17 protein-coding genes and 1 rRNA gene are annotated in these 16,822 nt (G+C 71.8%); 10 read left to right on the top strand and 8 right to left on the bottom strand.

The annotated features are described in order from the left end of the window. Positions 1-59 precede the first annotated feature (59 nt). Complete coding sequence (pstB, locus tag J5Y05_RS30545; protein WP_210876551.1) at positions 60-836, top strand: phosphate ABC transporter ATP-binding protein PstB; 777 nt, start codon at positions 60-62, stop codon at positions 834-836. 109 nt (positions 837-945) lie between these two features. On the opposite strand, the gene J5Y05_RS30540 is transcribed toward pstB, so the two are convergent. Beyond that, positions 946-1,944: an inorganic phosphate transporter gene (locus J5Y05_RS30540; protein ID WP_210876550.1), complete on the bottom strand. Its 999-nt coding sequence runs from the start codon at positions 1,942-1,944 to the stop codon at positions 946-948. Positions 1,945-1,951: 7 nt separating this feature from the next. After that, positions 1,952-2,572, bottom strand: a complete 621-nt coding sequence (locus J5Y05_RS30535; protein WP_210876549.1) for a DUF47 domain-containing protein — start codon at positions 2,570-2,572, stop codon at positions 1,952-1,954. A gap of 296 nt (positions 2,573-2,868) precedes the next feature. On the opposite strand from J5Y05_RS30535, the gene J5Y05_RS30530 reads away from it, so the two are divergent. After that, positions 2,869-3,318 carry a metal-sensitive transcriptional regulator gene (locus J5Y05_RS30530; RefSeq protein ID WP_210876548.1) on the top strand — a complete coding sequence of 150 codons (450 nt, stop codon included), beginning with the start codon at positions 2,869-2,871 and terminating at the stop codon, positions 3,316-3,318. A gap of 63 nt (positions 3,319-3,381) precedes the next feature. Here J5Y05_RS30530 and J5Y05_RS30525 read toward each other — a convergent pair whose 3' ends face one another. Both J5Y05_RS30525 and J5Y05_RS30520 read right to left on the bottom strand, forming a co-directional pair. Next, complete coding sequence (locus tag J5Y05_RS30525) at positions 3,382-3,549, bottom strand: hypothetical protein (protein WP_210876638.1); 168 nt, start codon at positions 3,547-3,549, stop codon at positions 3,382-3,384. A 76-nt stretch (positions 3,550-3,625) separates the two neighbouring features. Then, on the bottom strand, positions 3,626-4,489 hold the full coding sequence (locus J5Y05_RS30520) for an SCO4651 family lipoprotein (protein WP_210876547.1): 864 nt from the start codon (positions 4,487-4,489) through the stop codon (positions 3,626-3,628). Positions 4,490-4,577: 88 nt separating this feature from the next. Here J5Y05_RS30520 and J5Y05_RS30515 point away from each other — a divergent pair, with 88 nt between their 5' ends. Together J5Y05_RS30515 and J5Y05_RS30510 are read left to right on the top strand one after the other, a co-directional pair. Further along, the gene (locus J5Y05_RS30515) at positions 4,578-4,748 is read left to right on the top strand and encodes a hypothetical protein (RefSeq protein WP_210876637.1); all 171 of its coding nucleotides are present in this window, start codon (positions 4,578-4,580) and stop codon (positions 4,746-4,748) included. A 111-nt stretch (positions 4,749-4,859) separates the two neighbouring features. Then, complete coding sequence (locus tag J5Y05_RS30510; RefSeq protein ID WP_210876546.1) at positions 4,860-6,443, top strand: FAD-binding oxidoreductase; 1,584 nt, start codon at positions 4,860-4,862, stop codon at positions 6,441-6,443. Between the two features lie 150 nt (positions 6,444-6,593). Here J5Y05_RS30510 and J5Y05_RS30505 read toward each other — a convergent pair whose 3' ends face one another. Further along, a complete protein-coding gene (locus J5Y05_RS30505) occupies positions 6,594-7,298 on the bottom strand; it encodes a phosphatase PAP2 family protein (RefSeq protein WP_210876545.1) in 705 nt (234 codons plus the stop codon). A gap of 200 nt (positions 7,299-7,498) precedes the next feature. Next, complete coding sequence (locus J5Y05_RS30500; RefSeq protein ID WP_210876634.1) at positions 7,499-8,500, bottom strand: C40 family peptidase; 1,002 nt, start codon at positions 8,498-8,500, stop codon at positions 7,499-7,501. Between the two features lie 381 nt (positions 8,501-8,881). On the opposite strand from J5Y05_RS30500, the gene J5Y05_RS30495 reads away from it, so the two are divergent. The 6 genes from J5Y05_RS30495 to J5Y05_RS30470 all read left to right on the top strand — a co-directional run bounded on the left by J5Y05_RS30495 (position 8,882) and on the right by J5Y05_RS30470 (position 16,022). After that, complete coding sequence (locus tag J5Y05_RS30495) at positions 8,882-9,190, top strand: DUF8827 family protein (protein ID WP_210876544.1); 309 nt, start codon at positions 8,882-8,884, stop codon at positions 9,188-9,190. Between the two features lie 201 nt (positions 9,191-9,391). After that, positions 9,392-10,225: a DUF8175 domain-containg protein gene (locus J5Y05_RS30490; protein WP_210876543.1), complete on the top strand. Its 834-nt coding sequence runs from the start codon at positions 9,392-9,394 to the stop codon at positions 10,223-10,225. Then, positions 10,215-11,522: a hypothetical protein gene (locus tag J5Y05_RS30485; protein ID WP_210876542.1), complete on the top strand. Its 1,308-nt coding sequence runs from the start codon at positions 10,215-10,217 to the stop codon at positions 11,520-11,522. Before J5Y05_RS30490 ends, J5Y05_RS30485 begins: the two co-directional genes overlap by 11 nt. Further along, the gene (locus tag J5Y05_RS30480; protein WP_210876541.1) at positions 11,519-13,078 is read left to right on the top strand and encodes an SCO6880 family protein; all 1,560 of its coding nucleotides are present in this window, start codon (positions 11,519-11,521) and stop codon (positions 13,076-13,078) included. The genes J5Y05_RS30485 and J5Y05_RS30480 overlap by 4 nt, the downstream gene beginning before the upstream one ends. Positions 13,079-13,090: 12 nt before the next feature. Then, positions 13,091-14,497 (top strand): ATP-binding protein, encoded by a 1,407-nt coding sequence (locus J5Y05_RS30475; protein ID WP_210876540.1) that lies wholly within the window; start codon positions 13,091-13,093, stop codon positions 14,495-14,497. A gap of 22 nt (positions 14,498-14,519) precedes the next feature. Beyond that, positions 14,520-16,022: a type IV secretory system conjugative DNA transfer family protein gene (locus tag J5Y05_RS30470; RefSeq protein WP_210876539.1), complete on the top strand. Its 1,503-nt coding sequence runs from the start codon at positions 14,520-14,522 to the stop codon at positions 16,020-16,022. A gap of 20 nt (positions 16,023-16,042) precedes the next feature. Here the strand turns inward: J5Y05_RS30470 and J5Y05_RS30465 are convergent, their stop codons facing one another. Together J5Y05_RS30465 and rrf are read right to left on the bottom strand one after the other, a co-directional pair. Beyond that, positions 16,043-16,636: a GNAT family N-acetyltransferase gene (locus J5Y05_RS30465; protein ID WP_210876538.1), complete on the bottom strand. Its 594-nt coding sequence runs from the start codon at positions 16,634-16,636 to the stop codon at positions 16,043-16,045. Between the two features lie 71 nt (positions 16,637-16,707). Beyond that, positions 16,708-16,822: ribosomal RNA gene (gene rrf / locus J5Y05_RS30460) — 5S ribosomal RNA — on the bottom strand; the annotation flags it as partial.

Below are 16,822 nucleotides of genomic sequence, written 5' to 3'. Positions count from 1 at the left end.
GCGCGGCCGGCCGCCGCGATCCGGCCGGCCCCCACGACGTGAAAGAAGCAGTGATCCCCATGGCCAAGCGCATCGACGTCAGCGGACTCAATGCCTACTACGGCTCCTTCCTCGCCATCGAGGACATCTCGATGGCCGTCGAACCCCACTCGGTGACGGCCTTCATCGGCCCCTCCGGCTGCGGGAAGTCCACCTTCCTGCGCACCCTCAACCGCATGCACGAGGTCACGCCGGGCGGCCGGGTCGAGGGCAAGGTGATGCTCGACGACGAGAACCTCTACGGCGCCGGCATCGACCCGGTGGCCGTGCGCCGCGAGGTCGGCATGGTCTTCCAGCGGCCGAACCCGTTCCCGACCATGTCGGTCTACGACAACGTGGCGGCGGGTCTGCGTCTCAACGGCAGCCACCGCAAGGCGGCCCTGGACGACATCGTCGAGAAGTCGCTGCGCGGCGCGAACCTGTGGAACGAGGTCAAGGACCGCCTGAACAAGCCGGGCTCCGGCCTCTCCGGCGGTCAGCAGCAGCGGCTGTGCATCGCCCGCGCCATCGCCGTCGAGCCCGACGTGCTCCTCATGGACGAGCCCTGCTCCGCCCTGGACCCGATCTCCACGCTGGCGATCGAGGACCTGATCGGCGAGCTGAAGGAGCGGTTCACGATCGTCATCGTGACGCACAACATGCAGCAGGCGGCGCGCGTCTCGGACCGTACGGCCTTCTTCAACCTGGCGGCGGTCGGCCGGCCCGGCAAGCTGATCGAGATCGACGACACGGAGCGGATCTTCTCCAACCCGTCGGTGCAGGCGACCGAGGACTACATCTCCGGCCGCTTCGGCTGACCCACGATCCCCTCGCGGCGCTGCATGGCGGTGCCGCCGCGAGGCGAAAGGGCCCGCCCCCGTCCACCGGGGGCGGGCCCCTTCACGTCCGGGCCGGGGGCAGGCGCGCTCAGGGAGCGGCCAGGTACACGATCCCGTAGGAGGCGGCGGCGACCGCGGCGGCGGCGGGCATGGTGATGAACCAGCCCAGGATGATGTTCTTGGCGACGCCCCACCGCACGGCGTTGACCCGCTTCGTGGCGCCGACACCCATGATCGCCGAGGTGATGACGTGGGTCGTCGAGATCGGCGCCTTGAACAGGAAGGCCGTGGTGAACATGATCGACGCGCCGGTCGTCTCCGCCGCGAACCCCTGCGGCGGGTCCAGCTCGATGATCTTGCGGCCCAGGGTGCGCATGATGCGCCAGCCGCCCGCGTAGGTCCCGAGCGACAGCATCAGCGCGCAGGCGATCTTGACCCAGACCGGGATCGGGTCGCCGGCGTCCTCGACATCGGCGATGACCAGGGCCATCACGACGATGCCCATCGTCTTCTGGGCGTCCTGGAGGCCGTGGCCCAGTGCCATGCCGGCCGCCGACACCGTCTGGGCTATGCGGAAACCGCGCTTGGCCTTGTGCGGGTTGGCCCGCCGGAAGATCCACATGATGGCGGTCATCACCAGGTAGCCGACGATCAGGCCGACGACCGGGGAGATGAACATGGGCAGCACGATCTTGTCCAGCACCCCGTGCCAGTAGACCGTGGTGCCCCCGGCCAGGGCCGCGCCGACCATGCCGCCGAAGAGCGCGTGCGAGGAGGACGAGGGGAGACCGAAGTACCAGGTGACCAGGTTCCAGACGATCGCGCCGATCAGCGCGGCGAAGAGGATGCCCATCCCTTTGGACCCCTCGGGGGTCTCGATCAGGCCCTCGCTGACGGTCTTGGCGACCCCGGAACCGAGGAAGGCCCCGGCCATGTTCATGACCGCGGCCATGGCGAGCGCGGCCCGGGGGGTCAGCGCCCGCGTCGACACCGACGTCGCGATCGCGTTCGCCGAGTCGTGGAATCCGTTGGTGTACGTGAAGAAGAGCGCGACCCCGATGGTCACGACCAGAGCGAAGGTGTCCATGAAGGGGTCAGGACTCCTTGACCGCGATGGTCTCCACCGTGTTCGCCACGTGCTCGAAGGCGTCGGCCGCCTCTTCCAGCACATCCACGATCTGCTTGAGCTTCAGCACCTCGATGGCGTCGTAGGTGCCGTTGAAGAGGTGGGCGAGGAGCTTGCGGTGGATCTGGTCGGCCTGGTTCTCCAGCCGGTTGACCTCGATCCAGTACTCGGTGAGGTTGTCCATGGTCCGCAGGTTCGGCATGGCCTCGGCGGTCAGCTCGGCGGCCCGCGCCAGCACCTCGATCTGCTGCTCGACCCCCTTGGGCAGCTCCTCCACGTTGTAGAGGACGACCAGGTCGACGGCCTCCTCCATGAAGTCCATGATGTCGTCGAGCGAGGAGGCGAGGGAGTAGATGTCCTCGCGGTCGAAGGGCGTGATGAACGAGGAGTTGAGCTGGTGGAAGATCGCGTGCGTCGCGTCGTCACCCGCGTGTTCGGCGGCCCGCATACGCTCTGCGATCTCGGCTCGGGCGGGACCGTCCGCCCCGAGCAGTTCCATCAGGAGCTTGGAGCCCGTGACGATGTTGTCCGCGGACGCGGCGAACATGTCGTAGAAGCTCGTCTCCCTGGGGGTCAGACGAAAGCGCACGTGGGGTCCTCGGGGTGCATGGAATTCGGTCAGGCTGATGCTAGGCGCATCAACCGGCCACGGCTAACGGGCCGTCCCCCAGTGTCGCCCATCGGACACCGTGGCGAGCAGGGGGGCATCCCGGGGCCAACCGGCCCGGTCCCGACACACCGCGTCGGCCATGCGCTACCCAAGAAACGCCCGTGAACCACCAAAAAACGGGTCAAGATTCGGCCAAGGAGCCCGTGCGCGGCGAAGTTCGTTACCATATACCCGCTAGGGGTATATGTCCGCAATCTGTCCACCAGGAGGACGCGATGACGACCACCGAGGCCGGCGCGGGTGCGCCCTCCACCGCCGCCGTCGGCGCCCAGGACACCCAGGACACCCAGGACACCCAGGACACCCAGGACACACGGAACGCCCGGACCGCCCAGGGCACCGACCCGGTGGCGGACGTCCCCGTGACCGACCACGACCGCGGTGTGCACGGGTACCACCACCAGAAGGACCAGCACCTCAAACGCCTGCGCCGGATCGAGGGCCAGATCCGCGGCCTCCAGCGCATGGTCGACGAGGACGTCTACTGCATCGACATACTCACCCAGGTCTCCGCCTCCACCAAGGCCCTCCAGTCCTTCGCCCTGCAACTGCTGGAGGAGCACCTGCGCCACTGCGTCGCCGACGCGGCCCTCAAGGGCGGCGCGGAGATCGACGCGAAGGTCGAGGAGGCCACCAAGGCCATCGGCCGCCTGCTGCGCACCTGACACCGGGGAGCGGACCAGGGCCCTCAGCTCTCAGCTCTCAGCTCTCAGCTTTCAGGGACGGCGCTACCGGTCGGCGGTGCGCCGCTCCTCGGCCACCTTCAGCACCTCGTCGATGCTCTCCAGGCTCAGCCGCCCCCGGGCGGCGGAGGCCGCGATGATCAGCTCCCCGCACAGCTCGATCTCGGCGAGGGCCACGTGGTCCTGAATCGCCGTCCCGCCGACCGGAGCCACACCCGTCACCTCGTCCCTGCCGTAGCCGACTTCCTAGAGTAGGCAGCGGCTACGCAGCGCGCATGGCACGGAAGGGCTAGTCCTTACCGGCCGGTCCCTCGGCGATACGGCCCGCGTAGATGTCGCCCTCGGCCGGCAGCCGCACCCGGACCTCGGTGCCGAAGTCGTAGAGCAGCGTCGTGGAGGAGACCGCCACCGTTCCCTCGTACTGCCCGTTGACGAAGCTGAAGCGGTGCCGGAGCTTGCGGATGCGGCCCTCGTCGTCGAGGTAGACGTCGAAGGGCACCTCCGCGGTGGCGAACCCCTCGGCCGCGGCGGCCAGCTTCTCCCGGTTGTCCGGGGTCGCGTCCCGGGCGGCGCGGGCGAGGTCGGCGGTCCCCCGGTAGTGCCGCACGGCGGTGCCCGCGACCTCGGTGCGCCCCACGTACGCAGCCGTCCGCGTCCCGCGCAGCACCTCGGCGGCGGTGAAGGGGTCGGTGGCGCCGCCGGTGACCAGATTGCCGTCGGAGAGCGTGGCGGTCTCCACCCGCACCCACTTGTCGTCGGGCACGCCCGCGCCCCGGTTCTTCATGAACAGGGCGCCCGGGGTGAGCAGTTCGGTGATCGGCCGGTGGTCCCGGTTGCCCGCCGCGTCGGCCGGCAGCAGCACCTTGAGGCTCCCGCGCCGCTCCCGGAAGTCGTAGACACCCTCGCCGCGGATGGTCACCCGGGTCCCGCCGCTCGCCATCTCCATCGCCGTACGCGCCTTGGAGCTGCCCGCGGCGACCAGCCGGTCGGCGGCGCCGTGGAGCACGGCGACCGGATCGCCCGCGGCGGCGTCCCGCACGGCGGCCCCCTGGCCGGAGCACGCGCCGCCGCCCAGACAGGCGCCGAGGACCACGCTCCCGGCGAGGACCCCGCCGCCCGCCCTGCCGCCCCACCGCTCCCGCCGCCCTGCCATCGCCTTCCCTGCCCCCGTCCGTGCCGTCCGTCCCGGCCCCCTGCCGCCCGGTTAACGACGGGCGGGCGGCGCCGGTAACGTTGCGCCCGTGGCACAGCAGGACGGTACGGAGATCCGCCGGGACACCCCGGAACACCGCACGTCGACCGCCGAACGGGGGTCGTTCTGCCGGGCCCGCTGCACCTGCGGCTGGCAGGGCCCGGCCCGCCGGGCCAGATCGCAGGCCCGCACGGACGCCCACACCCACGCCCCGGGCTGATCCGGCACCTTCCGTCCGCCTTCTTCACCCGCACGGCCGACACCGCCGAGGGAACCCCCGCCCCCGCGTGTCCCGTCTTGCCTGACGACCCCACGTGAGGCGGAGGCGGACATGGACCGGCGCACGTTCCTCGGCGGCACGGCCGCCGCGGCGCTCACCGCGACGACGGCCGGCTGCGCCGGCACCGTCCCGGACGACCAGAGCGGCCCGCGCGAACCCGCGCGCCCGCCGTCCTCCTCGCCCCCGCAGGCCCGCGGCTCCGTCCCCGCCCCCGGCGGCGCACCGACCCCCGCCGACTGGAACGCGCTCGCCGCCTCCCTCGACGGCACCCTCGTACGCCCCGGCGACCGGAGCTGGACCACCGCCCGCCAGCTCTACAACACCCGCTTCGACACCCTGCGCCCCGCCGCCGTGGCCTACCCCGCGCACCCCGAGGACGTCCGCACCGCCCTCGGCCACGCCCGCGCCCACGGCGTCCCCGTCGCCCTGCGCAGCGGCGGCCACTCCTACGCCGGCTGGTCCTCCGGCGACGGCCGCCTGATCATCGACGTCTCCGCCCTCGACCGCGTCCGGGCGAGCGGCGACGAGGCGGTGATCGGCGCCGGCGCCAAGCTGATCGACGTCTACCGCGCCCTCGCCGCCCGGGGCACCACCCTCCCGGCCGGGTCGTGCCCCACCGTCGGCATCTCCGGGCTCGTCCTCGGCGGCGGCCACGGCGTCGTCTCCCGCGCCTACGGACTGACCTGCGACCACCTCACCGGCGCCACCCTGATCACCGCCGACGGACGGCGGCTCACCGCCGACGCCACCGAGAACCCGGACCTGTTCTGGGCGCTGCGCGGAGCGGGCAACGGCACCTTCGGCGTCGTCACCGAGCTGCGCTTCCGCACCCGTCCGGCCCCGCAGGCGGTCTCCGCGTACCTGACCTGGCCCTGGTCACGGGCGGGCCGGCTGGTCGCCGCCTGGCAGCGGTGGGGGCCCGACCAGCCCGACGAGATCTGGTCCTCCCTGCACCTGGAGGCCGTCGCGGGACGTGGCCCGGCCGTCTCCCTGGCCGCCTTCTCCCTCGGCACCCTCGGCGACCTCCAGAACGCCGTCGACCGGCTCGCCGCGCAGACCGGCGCCTCCGCGAGCCACGTCTCCTTCAAGCGCCGCAGCTACCGGGAGGCCATGGAGGTGTACGCGGGCTGCTCGTCCTTCCCCACCGACGCCCGCTGCCACCTCTCCGGGTCCACCCCCGGCCGCGCCCCCGAGGGCGGCCTCGCCCGCGAGACGTACGCCGCCCGCTCGGACTTCTTCGACCGCGACATCCCGGCGGCCGGCGTCACGGCCCTGCTGGACCGGCTCCGTACGGTGTCCGGCGGCGCCGGCAGCGTCTCGTTCACCGCGCTCGGCGGCGCGGTCAACCGCGTCGCGCCGACGGCCACCGCCTTCGTGCACCGCCGCTCCCGGACGCTGGCCCAGTACCTCGCCTCCTGGCCGGCGGGCGGCGACGGCGCGGCGTCCCGCAACTGGCTCGCCTCGGTGCACGGGGCCATGCGCCCGTACGCCTCGGGCGCCGCCTACCAGAACTACACCGACCCGGAGCTGAAGGACTGGCGGACGGCCTACTACGGCGACGCCGCGCCCCGCCTGACCGCCCTGAAGGACCGCTACGACCCGGACCGCGTCTTCACCTCACCGCAGGGGCTCTAACCGTGCCGGGGCCGGGTGTGACCGGCGCCGGATGTGACCGGGGCGAGGTGTGACCGGGGCGGGGCGGCGCGGGGCGCGGCCGGGGCGCGGTGTGACCGGCGCCCCCGGCCCGGCGGCCGTCCGCCCCTGACCGGGCGTCACCCGCCCCCGTCAGGCGGCCAGACCGCGTTCCTCGCTGCCGGGGCTCTCCTTGCGCGCCCCCGGGATCACCGCGTCCTGCCCGGCGGCCCGCCCCCGCGCGCTGACCAGCCCGCCCAGTCGCGGGGAACGCTCGACGGCCCGGGTCAGCGGCGTCAGCAGGGCCATGGCCACCGGCGACAGCAGCAGCGCGACCGCCGTACCGAGGGCGAAGCCGCCCACGACGTCGGTCGGGTAGTGCACCCCCATGTAGACCCGGCAGAACCCGCCGAACAGCGCCAGCACGATCCCCGCGACACCGAAGCGGCGGTCGGCCACGAACAGGGCGACGCCCATCGCCATGACCAGCGTCGCGTGATCGCTGACGAAGGAGTAGTCGGTCTTGCCCGCGACGAGCACCTCCAGCCCCTGGTGGTCGAAGAACGGCCGGGGGCGCTCGACGAAACCCCGTATCGGCACGTTGACCAGGACCGCCACGCCCGCCGCGAGCGGCGCCCACACCAGCGCGGCCACCGAGGAGGCCGCGTCCTCGCCGCCCCGCCGGCGCACCGACCACCAGCACCACACCACCAGCAGCAGGAGGGCGAACACCACCCCGTACTCGCCTACGAACTCCATGACCCGGTCGAACCAGTGCGGCGCGTCCTTGGCCAGGCCATTGATGTCGTAGAGCAGCTCGACGTCGGGGTTCGACCCGGATTCGGCGAGTCCAGCCATGGCGCTGCGGCCCCTTCGTCCCGTCCTCCGACGCGCGGTGCGCGCGTCTCTCCTGCCACCCCCGTGGTCGTAGATCACGCTCTACGCACACAGGAACGCACGGTCCCCGCCCATACGTTCCACACTCCACCGAACGATCACTCAGACGTTATCGAAGAGAGATAGATCGTCGCAGCTCAGGGCAGGGTTTCACGCTCGGTTCACACGGTCGTGGGGAGCGCGTTCGCGCCATCCTCGGTCACCCGCGTGGCGCCGAAGTAGTCGGGGGTGTCGACCGGGTCGAACCGGATCACCGCACCGGGCCGCGGCGCGTCGATCATGTACCCGCCACCCACGTAGATCCCCACGTGCCGGATGGCCCGCGAATCGGTCAGGTCGTCCGAGAAGAAGACCAGATCGCCCGGGAGCAGCTCGTCCCGCCCCGGATGCGGACCCGCGTTGTACTGGTCGTTCGCCACCCGGGGCAGCGTGATGCCGACGCTCTCGTAGGCCGCCTTGGTCAGCCCCGAGCAGTCGAAGCGCCCGCCCTGGTCCGCGGTGCCGTTGCCGCCCCAGAGATACGGCGTGCCGAGCTTCTTCTGCGCGTAGGCGATGGCGCCGGCGGCCTGCCGGGAGGGGGCGACCCGGCTGACTGGCTGGGCGAAGCTCTCCTCCAGCGACCGGATCACCTTGACGTAGTTCCGGGTCTCCTTGTAGGGCGGCACGCCCTGGTACCGGATCACCGCGTCCGGGCCCGCGTTGTAGGACGCCAGCATGTTCTCGGTCGGGTCCCCGGGCACGCTCTTCACGTACGAGGCCAACTGGCAGTCGTACGAGGCGGCCGAGGGGATCGCGTCCCGCGGGTCCCACACGTCCCGGACCCCGTCACCGTTCCCGTCGATGCCGTGCGCCGCCCAGGTGCCGGGGATGAACTGCGCGATCCCCTGCGCCGCCGCCGGGCTCTGCGCCTTCGGGTCGAAGCCGCTCTCCTGGTAGAGCTGGGCGGCCAGCAGCGCCGGGTTGATGGCGTCGCAGAGGTTGCCCCAGGTCTGCACCAGCTCCTGGTACGCGGCCGGAACCGTCCCCTTGGCGAGCCGCTTGGTCCCCCCGGCCACCCCGCCCGCCAGGTTCCCGGCGACCACGTAGACGCCCACGACGAGCAGCATCACGAAGGAGAGGCCGGCCCCCAGGACCACGGTCGCCAGGACCCACGCCTTACGCACCCTCAACCACCCCTCGCCGTCCAGGAGTACGCCGCCCACGTCAGTGTAGGGGCGCCACCGCCGCCCCGCCCGACCATCCGTCAGGAGCCGCCGACGGACGCGTAGAAGGGCCTAACGACCGAACCACACGACAGGTTCCGCACCCTCCTCGTTGCCCGGCGTGACCTGCCGTGATACACAGAGTGACGATACGACATCCCGGACACCGTCCCACGCCTGCCGCGAGCGCGCCGGCGCGGGGCGATGGCAAGCTGTTCTCACGAAACCAGCCAGGCAATGACGCCAAGTCGACATGCGACGGCGCCATCGTCGGCGACAATGAGGTCTGACCTCTGCACACCGCAGAGGGTGCGGAACTACCCAACAGGGGCGGTGACTTACATGCTCTTTGCGGCCGACAAGGGAGACATCAACACCATCATCGGCGGGATCGCTCCGGACTGGGGCCCCTTCGGCAGCCTGGGCAACGAGGCCAAGGTCATGATCGAGGTGGTCATGGCGGTCGCCATCCTCCTCTGCCTCGGCATCGCCATCTGGGGCGCCGCCAAGCAGCGCATCGGCGCCACCGCGCTCCGCGACACCTTCAGCGCGGAACAGGGCAAGGGCCTCATCGTCGCCGGGCTCACGGGCGTGTTCATCATCGGCTCGCTCGGCACGCTCTTCACCATCGTGTACGGCATGGCCGTGTAACCGGGCCCGCCCCACCGGCCCCTCCGGGCACGCCCGGTCCCCCTCCACCCACCCGCCCGCCGTGCCCACCGACCGAGGTTGCGTTTCCCTGATGCCGAGTCACCACACCGCGCCCGAGCGGGAACCAGCACGGCTACCGTCATACTTCTACGGCACGGAGTACGAGGTGTTCCCGCACGACGTCGAGGGGGCGTACGCGGCATGAGTCTCGGAGACGACCAGCAGACCTCCGGCGGCTACGGCGGCACAGGTCAGACGCGCACACGGCTGCCCGACAGCGGCCCCGAGGGGTACCCGGGCCCACGCCGCGGGGGCCGCTCGTCCTCGCGCAGCCTGGTCACGGTCGTCGGCGTCGTCGTCCTCCTCATCGCCGCGATCGCCTTCGCGAACCGTGGAGGCGGCGACTCCGCCCCCCGCGACGGCGCCTCCGGCGACAAGCCCCGCACCTCCCCGACCTCCCCCACCGGCGAACGCCCCGTCGACACCACCACCCACGGCATCCCCACGGGCCACCCCCACACCCAACAGGGGGCCCAGAGCGCGGCGGCGAACTACTCCGTCGCCCTGGGCTCGGCGGAGATGTTCGACAAGTCCAAGCGCGACGGCATCCTGCAGACCGTCATCGTGCCGTCGAGAGTGGCCGAGTTCTCGGCCGCCCTGGACAAGGCGTACAGCCCGGACTTCAACAAGAGCGTCGGTCTCGGGGAAGACGGGTCCACGCCGAAGGGCTACACCTTCGTGTCCCGCACGACTCCGATCGGCACCAAATTCGCCAAGGGCTCCGCCGACAGCGCGACCGTCGAAGTCTGGTGCAACGGGCTCCTCGGTCTCGCCGGGGAGAAATCCACGACACCCGTCACCAGCGGCTGGTTCACCATCACCATGGAGCTGCGGTGGACCGAGGGCGACTGGAAGATCGTGACGCACTCTCAGCAGGAAGGCCCTGCCCCGATTCCGGGGGACGACAGGGCCTCCAGTTCGGGCGAGATGGCGGAGGCCATCCAGGGGTACGGAGGGCTCACCTATGCGCGCTAACCGCCACGTACTCAAGCTGGCCGGTGCGGTCACGGTGGCACAGACAGCGCTGGTGCTCTTCGCCGGCCGGGCCTTCGCCGACCCCACCCCGTCGCCCACCACCAGCGACAACCCCTGTGATCTGATCCACGGCCCCGCCAAGGACTACTGCGAACGCGGCGGCTCCCGTCGAGGCGGCTCCGGCCCCGACACCCCCGTCTCCGCCCTCGACCCCCTCGCCTCCCTCGCCCAGGGCTGCGCCGACGCCGCCTCCTGGACCGTCGGCAAGCTCAGCGACGCCGTCCGCGAGACCGCCACCGTCGACTTCACCAACCCCAGGTTCCTCCAGCAGTACGCCGTCGTCTTCGCCGCCTCGACGATCCTGACGCTCCTGCTGTGGCTCCTGGCCGTCGCCAAGCGCGCCGTCCGCGGCGTCCCGCTCAGCACCGCCCTCTCCGAGGCCGTCGGCTTCCTCTGGCTCACCGTCCTCGCCTCCGCCTTCACCCCCCTGATCCTCTACACCGTCGTCTCCGCGACCGACGGCGTGACCGACGTCCTCGCGAAGGCCACCGGCGACCAGACGGACACCTTCTTCGGCACCTTCTCCGGCGCCCTGGAGAAGGGCAACGACATCGGCGGCGGACCGATCATGCTGATCGTCGTCTCCCTCGTCTCCATCCTCGCCGCCGGCGTCCTCTGGCTCGAACTCGTCATCCGCGCCGCCCTCCTCTACGTCGGCGCCCTCCTCGGCACCGTCGTCTACGCCGGCCTGGTCGACAAGAACCTGTGGGGCCACGTCCGCCGCTGGGCCGGCGTCATGATCGCCGTGATCCTGGTCAAGCCGGTCATCGTCATCGTCCTGGGCCTGGCCGGCGCCCTCTCCGCCGACGACGGCCCCAACGCCTTCTCCGCCGTCGTCTCCGGCCTGGCGATCATCCTGCTCGCCATCTTCGCCTCCGCGATGATCTACCGCTTCGTCCCCGGCTTCGGCGACGAGATCGCCGGCTCCCGCGACAACCGCCTCATGCGCGGCGCCGAGAACAAGGCCGCCGCCGTGATCAGCTCCCCGGCCAACCTCGTCGCCCAGGGCATCCGGACCCACAGCACCCGCCAGGGCGGTGACGGCGGCCAGTCCTCCGCCGCCCCCCGCCCCGCCAACCCCGCCTCCGGCGGAGTCGCCGCGCACAGCTCCCGCCCCGCCGGCGGCGGCCCCGCCCCCTCCGCCGCCCCCGCGCCCCGCGCCGGCAGCCCCGTCAACACGCCCCACGCCAGCAGCACCCGCACCAGCAACAAGAGCACGGGAGGTGAAGGGCGTTGACGACCGATTCCCATCTGGCCCATCCGGTCACGCCCCGCCGGACGTATCTGATCGGCCGCGCCCGGCCGAACGCGATCGTCGGACGCAACCGCGAGACCGGAGAGATCGCCCTCATCATCGCGGGCGCCTTCCTCGGCATGATGTCCGGACTCCTCGTCCCCGTCCTGTCCCTGCGCATCGTGCTGCTCACGGGCTTCCCCATGCTCGCGCTCGCCGCGGTCTACGTCCCGTACAAGCACCGCACCTTCTACAAGTGGTTCGAGATCAACCGCAGCTACAAGCGGACCCTGCGCCAGGGCACCGCCTACCGCTCCGGCGTCGTCGAGGCCGGCACCCGGCTCGACGGGCGCGAGGTCGAGATCGGCCCGCCGCCCGGCATCGGCCGCATCTCCTGGCTGGCCGCCCCCTTCGGGCCCGACGAGATCGCCGTCCTGCTCCACGCCGACCGCCGCACCGTCACCGCCGCCATCGAGATCGAGGGCCCCGGCGTCGGCCTGCGCGACTCCGAGGACCAGGAAGCCCTCGTCGACCGCTTCGGCACCCTGCTCAAGCACGTGGCCAACGGCGACGGCTTCGTCACCCGCCTCCAGATGCTCGCCCGCACCCTCCCCGCCGACCCCGACGCCCACGCCAAGGACGTCACCCTGCGCGGCGACGACAAGGCCGCCGTCTGGCTGCGCCAGTCCTACGACCAGCTCCAGTCCATGGTCTCCACCAGCAGCGAGCAGCACCGCGCCTACCTCGTCGCCTGTATGCACTACTCGCGCGAACTCGCCGCCGAGGCCCACGCCATGGCCCGCGCCGCCCGCCCGCACAACGGCCGCAAGGTCGACCGCGACGCCGGCCTCGCCGTCGTCATGGCCCGCGAGCTGACCGACATCTGCTCCCGCCTCCAGGAGGCCGACATCCGGGTCCGCCAGCCCCTCGGACAGGGCCGGCTCGCCTCCCTCATCCACTCCATGTACGACCCGGACCACCCCATCGACCACATCCAGGCGATGACCAAGCGCAACGCCTGGCCGGCCGAGCTGGACGCCATGGAGCCCACCTACCTCCAGGCCAAGACCCGCGAGTCCTCCACCCGCGCCCCCTGGTGCCACGCCACCGCCTGGGTCAAGGAGTGGCCCATGACCCCGGTCGGCGTGAACTTCCTCGCGCCGCTGCTCGTCCACACCCCGGACGTCATCCGCACCGTCGCCGTCACCATGGACCTCGAACCCACCGAGGTCGCCATCGAGCGCATGCTCACCGAGAAGACCAACGACGAGGCCGAGGCGTCCCGCGCCGCCAAGATGAACCGCACCGTCGACCCCCGCGACATCGCCGCCCACAGCCGGCTCGACCAGCGCGGCGAGGACCTCGCCAGCGGCGCGGCCGGCGTCAACCTCGTCGGCTACATCACCGTCTCCTCACGCTCCCCCGAGGCGCTGGCCCGCGACAAGCGGACCATCCGGGCCTCGGCCGGAAAGTCGTACCTGAAGCTGGAGTGGTGCGACCGCGAGCACCACCGCGCCTTCGTGAACACACTTCCGTTCGCCACCGGCATCCGAAGGTAGGGGCTGAGCCTGATGCGGGACCCGATGTCCGTCCTCACCGACGCCTTCACGTCGTTCCTGTTCGGGAAGGTGGAGACGACCCGCCTCCCGGTGCGCACCTCCACCGGCCAGGCCCAGGCCGTCTACCTGCCGACGGCCGCCCCCGGCCTCGGCGACTCCGGCGTGATCATCGGCCGCGAGGTGTACTCCGGCAAGGGCTACATCTACGACCCCTTCCAGCTCTACGGACAGCAGCTCCCCGCCCCGCACTGGCTGGTCCTCGGCGAGTCCGGCAACGGCAAGTCGGCACTGGAGAAGACGTACGTCCTGCGCCAGCTCCGCTTCCGCGACCGCCAGGTCGTCGTCCTGGACGCCCAGGGCGAGGACGGCGTCGGCGAGTGGAACCTGATCGCCGAGGAGCTGGGCATCACGCCCATCCGGCTGGACCCGCGGGCCGCCCTGGACCACGGCATCCGCCTCAACCCCCTGGACCCGTCGATCACCACGACCGGCCAGCTCGCCCTCTTGCGCACCATCATCGAGGTGGCCATGGGCCACGGCCTCGACGAACGGTCCGGCTTCGCCCTCAAGGTCGCGCACGCCTACGTCAACGAGACCATCGTCGACCGCCAGCCCGTCCTCACCGACATCGTCGAGCAGCTCCGCCACCCCGAGCCGGAGTCCGCGGAGGCGATGAACGTCGACATAGACGACGTACGGGCCTGGGGTCTGGACGTGGCGCTGGTACTGGACCGGCTGGTCGACGGCGACCTGCGGGGCATGTTCGACGGGCCGACGACGGTCGGCATCGACCTGGACGCGCCGCTGATCGTCTTCGACCTCTCTCACATCGACCGCAACTCGATCGCCATGCCGATCCTCATGGCCATCGTCGGCGTCTGGCTGGAGCACACCTGGATCCGCCCCGACCGCAAGAAGCGCATCTTCCTGGTCGAGGAGGCGTGGCACATCATCAACAGCCCCTTCGTGGCCCAGTTGTTCCAGCGGCTGCTGAAGTTCGGCCGCCGGCTCGGCCTCTCCTTCGTGGCGGTGGTGCACCACCTCTCCGACGTCGTCGACGGGGCGGCGGCGAAGGAGGCCGCGGCGATCCTCAAGATGGCCTCGACCCGCACCGTCTACGCGCAGAAGGCCGACGAGGCCCGCGCGACCGGACGGGTGCTGGGGCTGCCCCGGTGGGCGGTGGAGATCATCCCCTCCCTCACCCCCGGCATCGCCGTGTGGGACGTCAACGGCAACGTCCAGGTGGTCAAACACCTGATCACCGAGACCGAGCGCCCCCTCGTCTTCACCGACCGCGCGATGACCGAGTCCTCCGACGAACTCGCGGACGAGGCACTGCGGGCGGCCGAGCTGGAGGCGGAGGAGCGGGCGGCGGCCTTCATGGAACACCACCTGGGCGACTCCTCGACGGTGGCGTAGACGGAGCGAAGCGGGAGGCCGCATGAGACCTGACGACCGCCGCGAGGGCCGGCCCGACCACCGGGGCGGCGTCCCCGACGGTCTGCTGGTCGGCGTCCTCGCCTTCCTGCTCGGCATGACGGTGCTGGTGTGGACGGCGACCGGAGTGGCCGCGCTGTTCGCGCACGGGGCCTGGCCGGACGGCGTCACCTTCACGGGCACGCCGCGGGCGATGCGCGCCCTGATCACCGAACCGCACGACATCCCCGGCGCCTGGCCGGACGCCCCGGCGGCCGGCCTCTCCGGCTACGGCCTGTTCTGGGGGCTGTTCATCGGCCAGTTGATGGTGCTGGTGGTGCTGGCCGTGTTCGTGATGGGCACGCTGGCCCGCTGGAAGGCGGTACGGCAACGCCGCCGCACCGCGTACCCGGCCGAGGAGGCCCACCCCGTCGAGGCACCGCCCGTGCCGACGGAGCCCGCGCCCCGCCACGAGGTCCCGGCCCCGAGGCCGGCCCCCGTCCACGAGGCCGCGGAGACGCCCCCGGCGGACCGTACGACGCCGGAGTTCCCGGCCCTCGGGGGCGCAGCGCCCGTCTTCACCACCGCCGCGCGCACGGGCGGCTGGGGGAAGGTGCTGCTGGGCTCGCGGGAGGAGCGGCGTTCCCTGGCGGCGCGGGCCGTGCGGGAGGCCGAGGGCGCCGTCATCGTCGTCACCTCGCACCCCGGCCTCTGGCAGGACACGAAGGACGCCCGCGCCAAGCTGGGCCCGGTCCTGCTCTACGACCCCGCCCACCTCTGCGACACCCCGGCCCGCCTGCACTGGTCGCCCACGGCGGGGTGCGAGGACCGCGACACCGCCGTGGCACGGGCCGCCGCACTGCTGGCCCCGGTACGGCCCACCGCCCGGCTCGACCAGGCCCTCGGCGACACCGCGGCGACACTGCTGCGCAGCTACCTGCACGCCGCCGCCGTCGACGGCCGCACCCTGCGCCATGTGCACCGCTGGTCCCAGGGCGGCCAGGTCCAGGACGCGGTCCGCGTCCTCCGGACCCACCCGAAGGCGGCGCCGGGGTCCGCGGGCGAGCTGGAGGCGGCCCTGACGGCCCATCCGGAGCGCCGGGACATGGCCCAGCAGCTCACCACGCGGGCGCTGGCCGCACTCTCGACGGTGAACATCCGCGAGGCGTGCACTCCCCACCGAAGTGATGCGCTCGCCTTGGATTCCTTTCCGCACGAAGGGGGAAGCCTTTACGCGGTGGGGGAGTCCCTGGAGGACCCCCGCACCACTCCGGGCGCCATGCCCCTGCTCACGGCGCTCGTCTCCAGCGTGGTCGAGCGCGGCCGGCGCATGGCCGAACGGTCATCCTCCGGTCGCCTCGACCCACCAATGACCCTCGTCCTGGACGATGTCGCCGCCGTCGCCCCGCTCCCCCAGCTCCCGGAGCTGCTGGCCACCGGAGCCGGTCAGGGACTGCCCACGCTGGCCCTGCTCCGCTCCCGTGAACAGGCCCGCGCCCGCTGGCCGCACGCCGAACTTCCGGCCTGACCAGGCCGTCTCCACGGCGCTCAGGGACGTTCGAGGACGTACTCCACTTCCTCCACTTCCTCCATTTCCTCCACTTCGGACTCGGCCGAGCCGGCCGTCAGCGGCACGCTGACCCCGCTCGGCTGGAACCCGATCCTGCGGTAGAAGCGCAGCGCCCGCCCGTTGTCCTCGTGCACGATCAGCCGCACCCGCTCCACGCCGACGCCCCAGGCCCACTCCAGGGCCTCGTCGACCAGTACCTCGGTCAGCCCGCAACCGCGGTGCTCGGGCCGCACATAGACACCCACGAGGTGCCCCTGCCGCCGCTCGACCGGGAATCCGGCCCAGTCCGTCGTGCCGGCCTCCTCGACGAGCATGGTCACGCTTCCGACCCAGGCGCCGTCCGGCCCCTCCACGATGAACTGGCGGGCGCCGCCCGACCCCACGGAAGCCCCGCCCGTCCGCCCCTGCCAGTACGAGTCCGGCCTGGCCACGGCCTCGTCGTACGTCTCCAGAAAGGCGAGGTGCGCCACCGGGTCCTGGAGCGCGACCAGCCGCAGCGCCTTGACGGCCGGCCACTCCTCGGCGCGCACGGCGCGGACGACGTACTGCTCGGTGCTGCTGGTGCTGCTCATGGGGGCCACGGTAATGCACCAAAAAAGAAAGGGCCCACACCTTTTCGGTGTGGGCCCTCTCATCAATATTTGTTCGGCGGCGTCCTACTCTCCCACAGGGTCCCCCCTGCAGTACCATCGGCGCTGTAGAGCTTAGCTTCCGGGTTCGGAATGTAACCGGGCGTTTCCCCTACGCTATAACCACCG

Origin of the sequence: Streptomyces tagetis, assembly GCF_018069565.1 — a bacterium.
Classification (GTDB): domain Bacteria; phylum Actinomycetota; class Actinomycetes; order Streptomycetales; family Streptomycetaceae; genus Streptomyces; species Streptomyces tagetis.
Note: the sequence above shows the minus strand (reverse complement) of the source record. Positions and strands in the feature narration are given on the sequence as shown.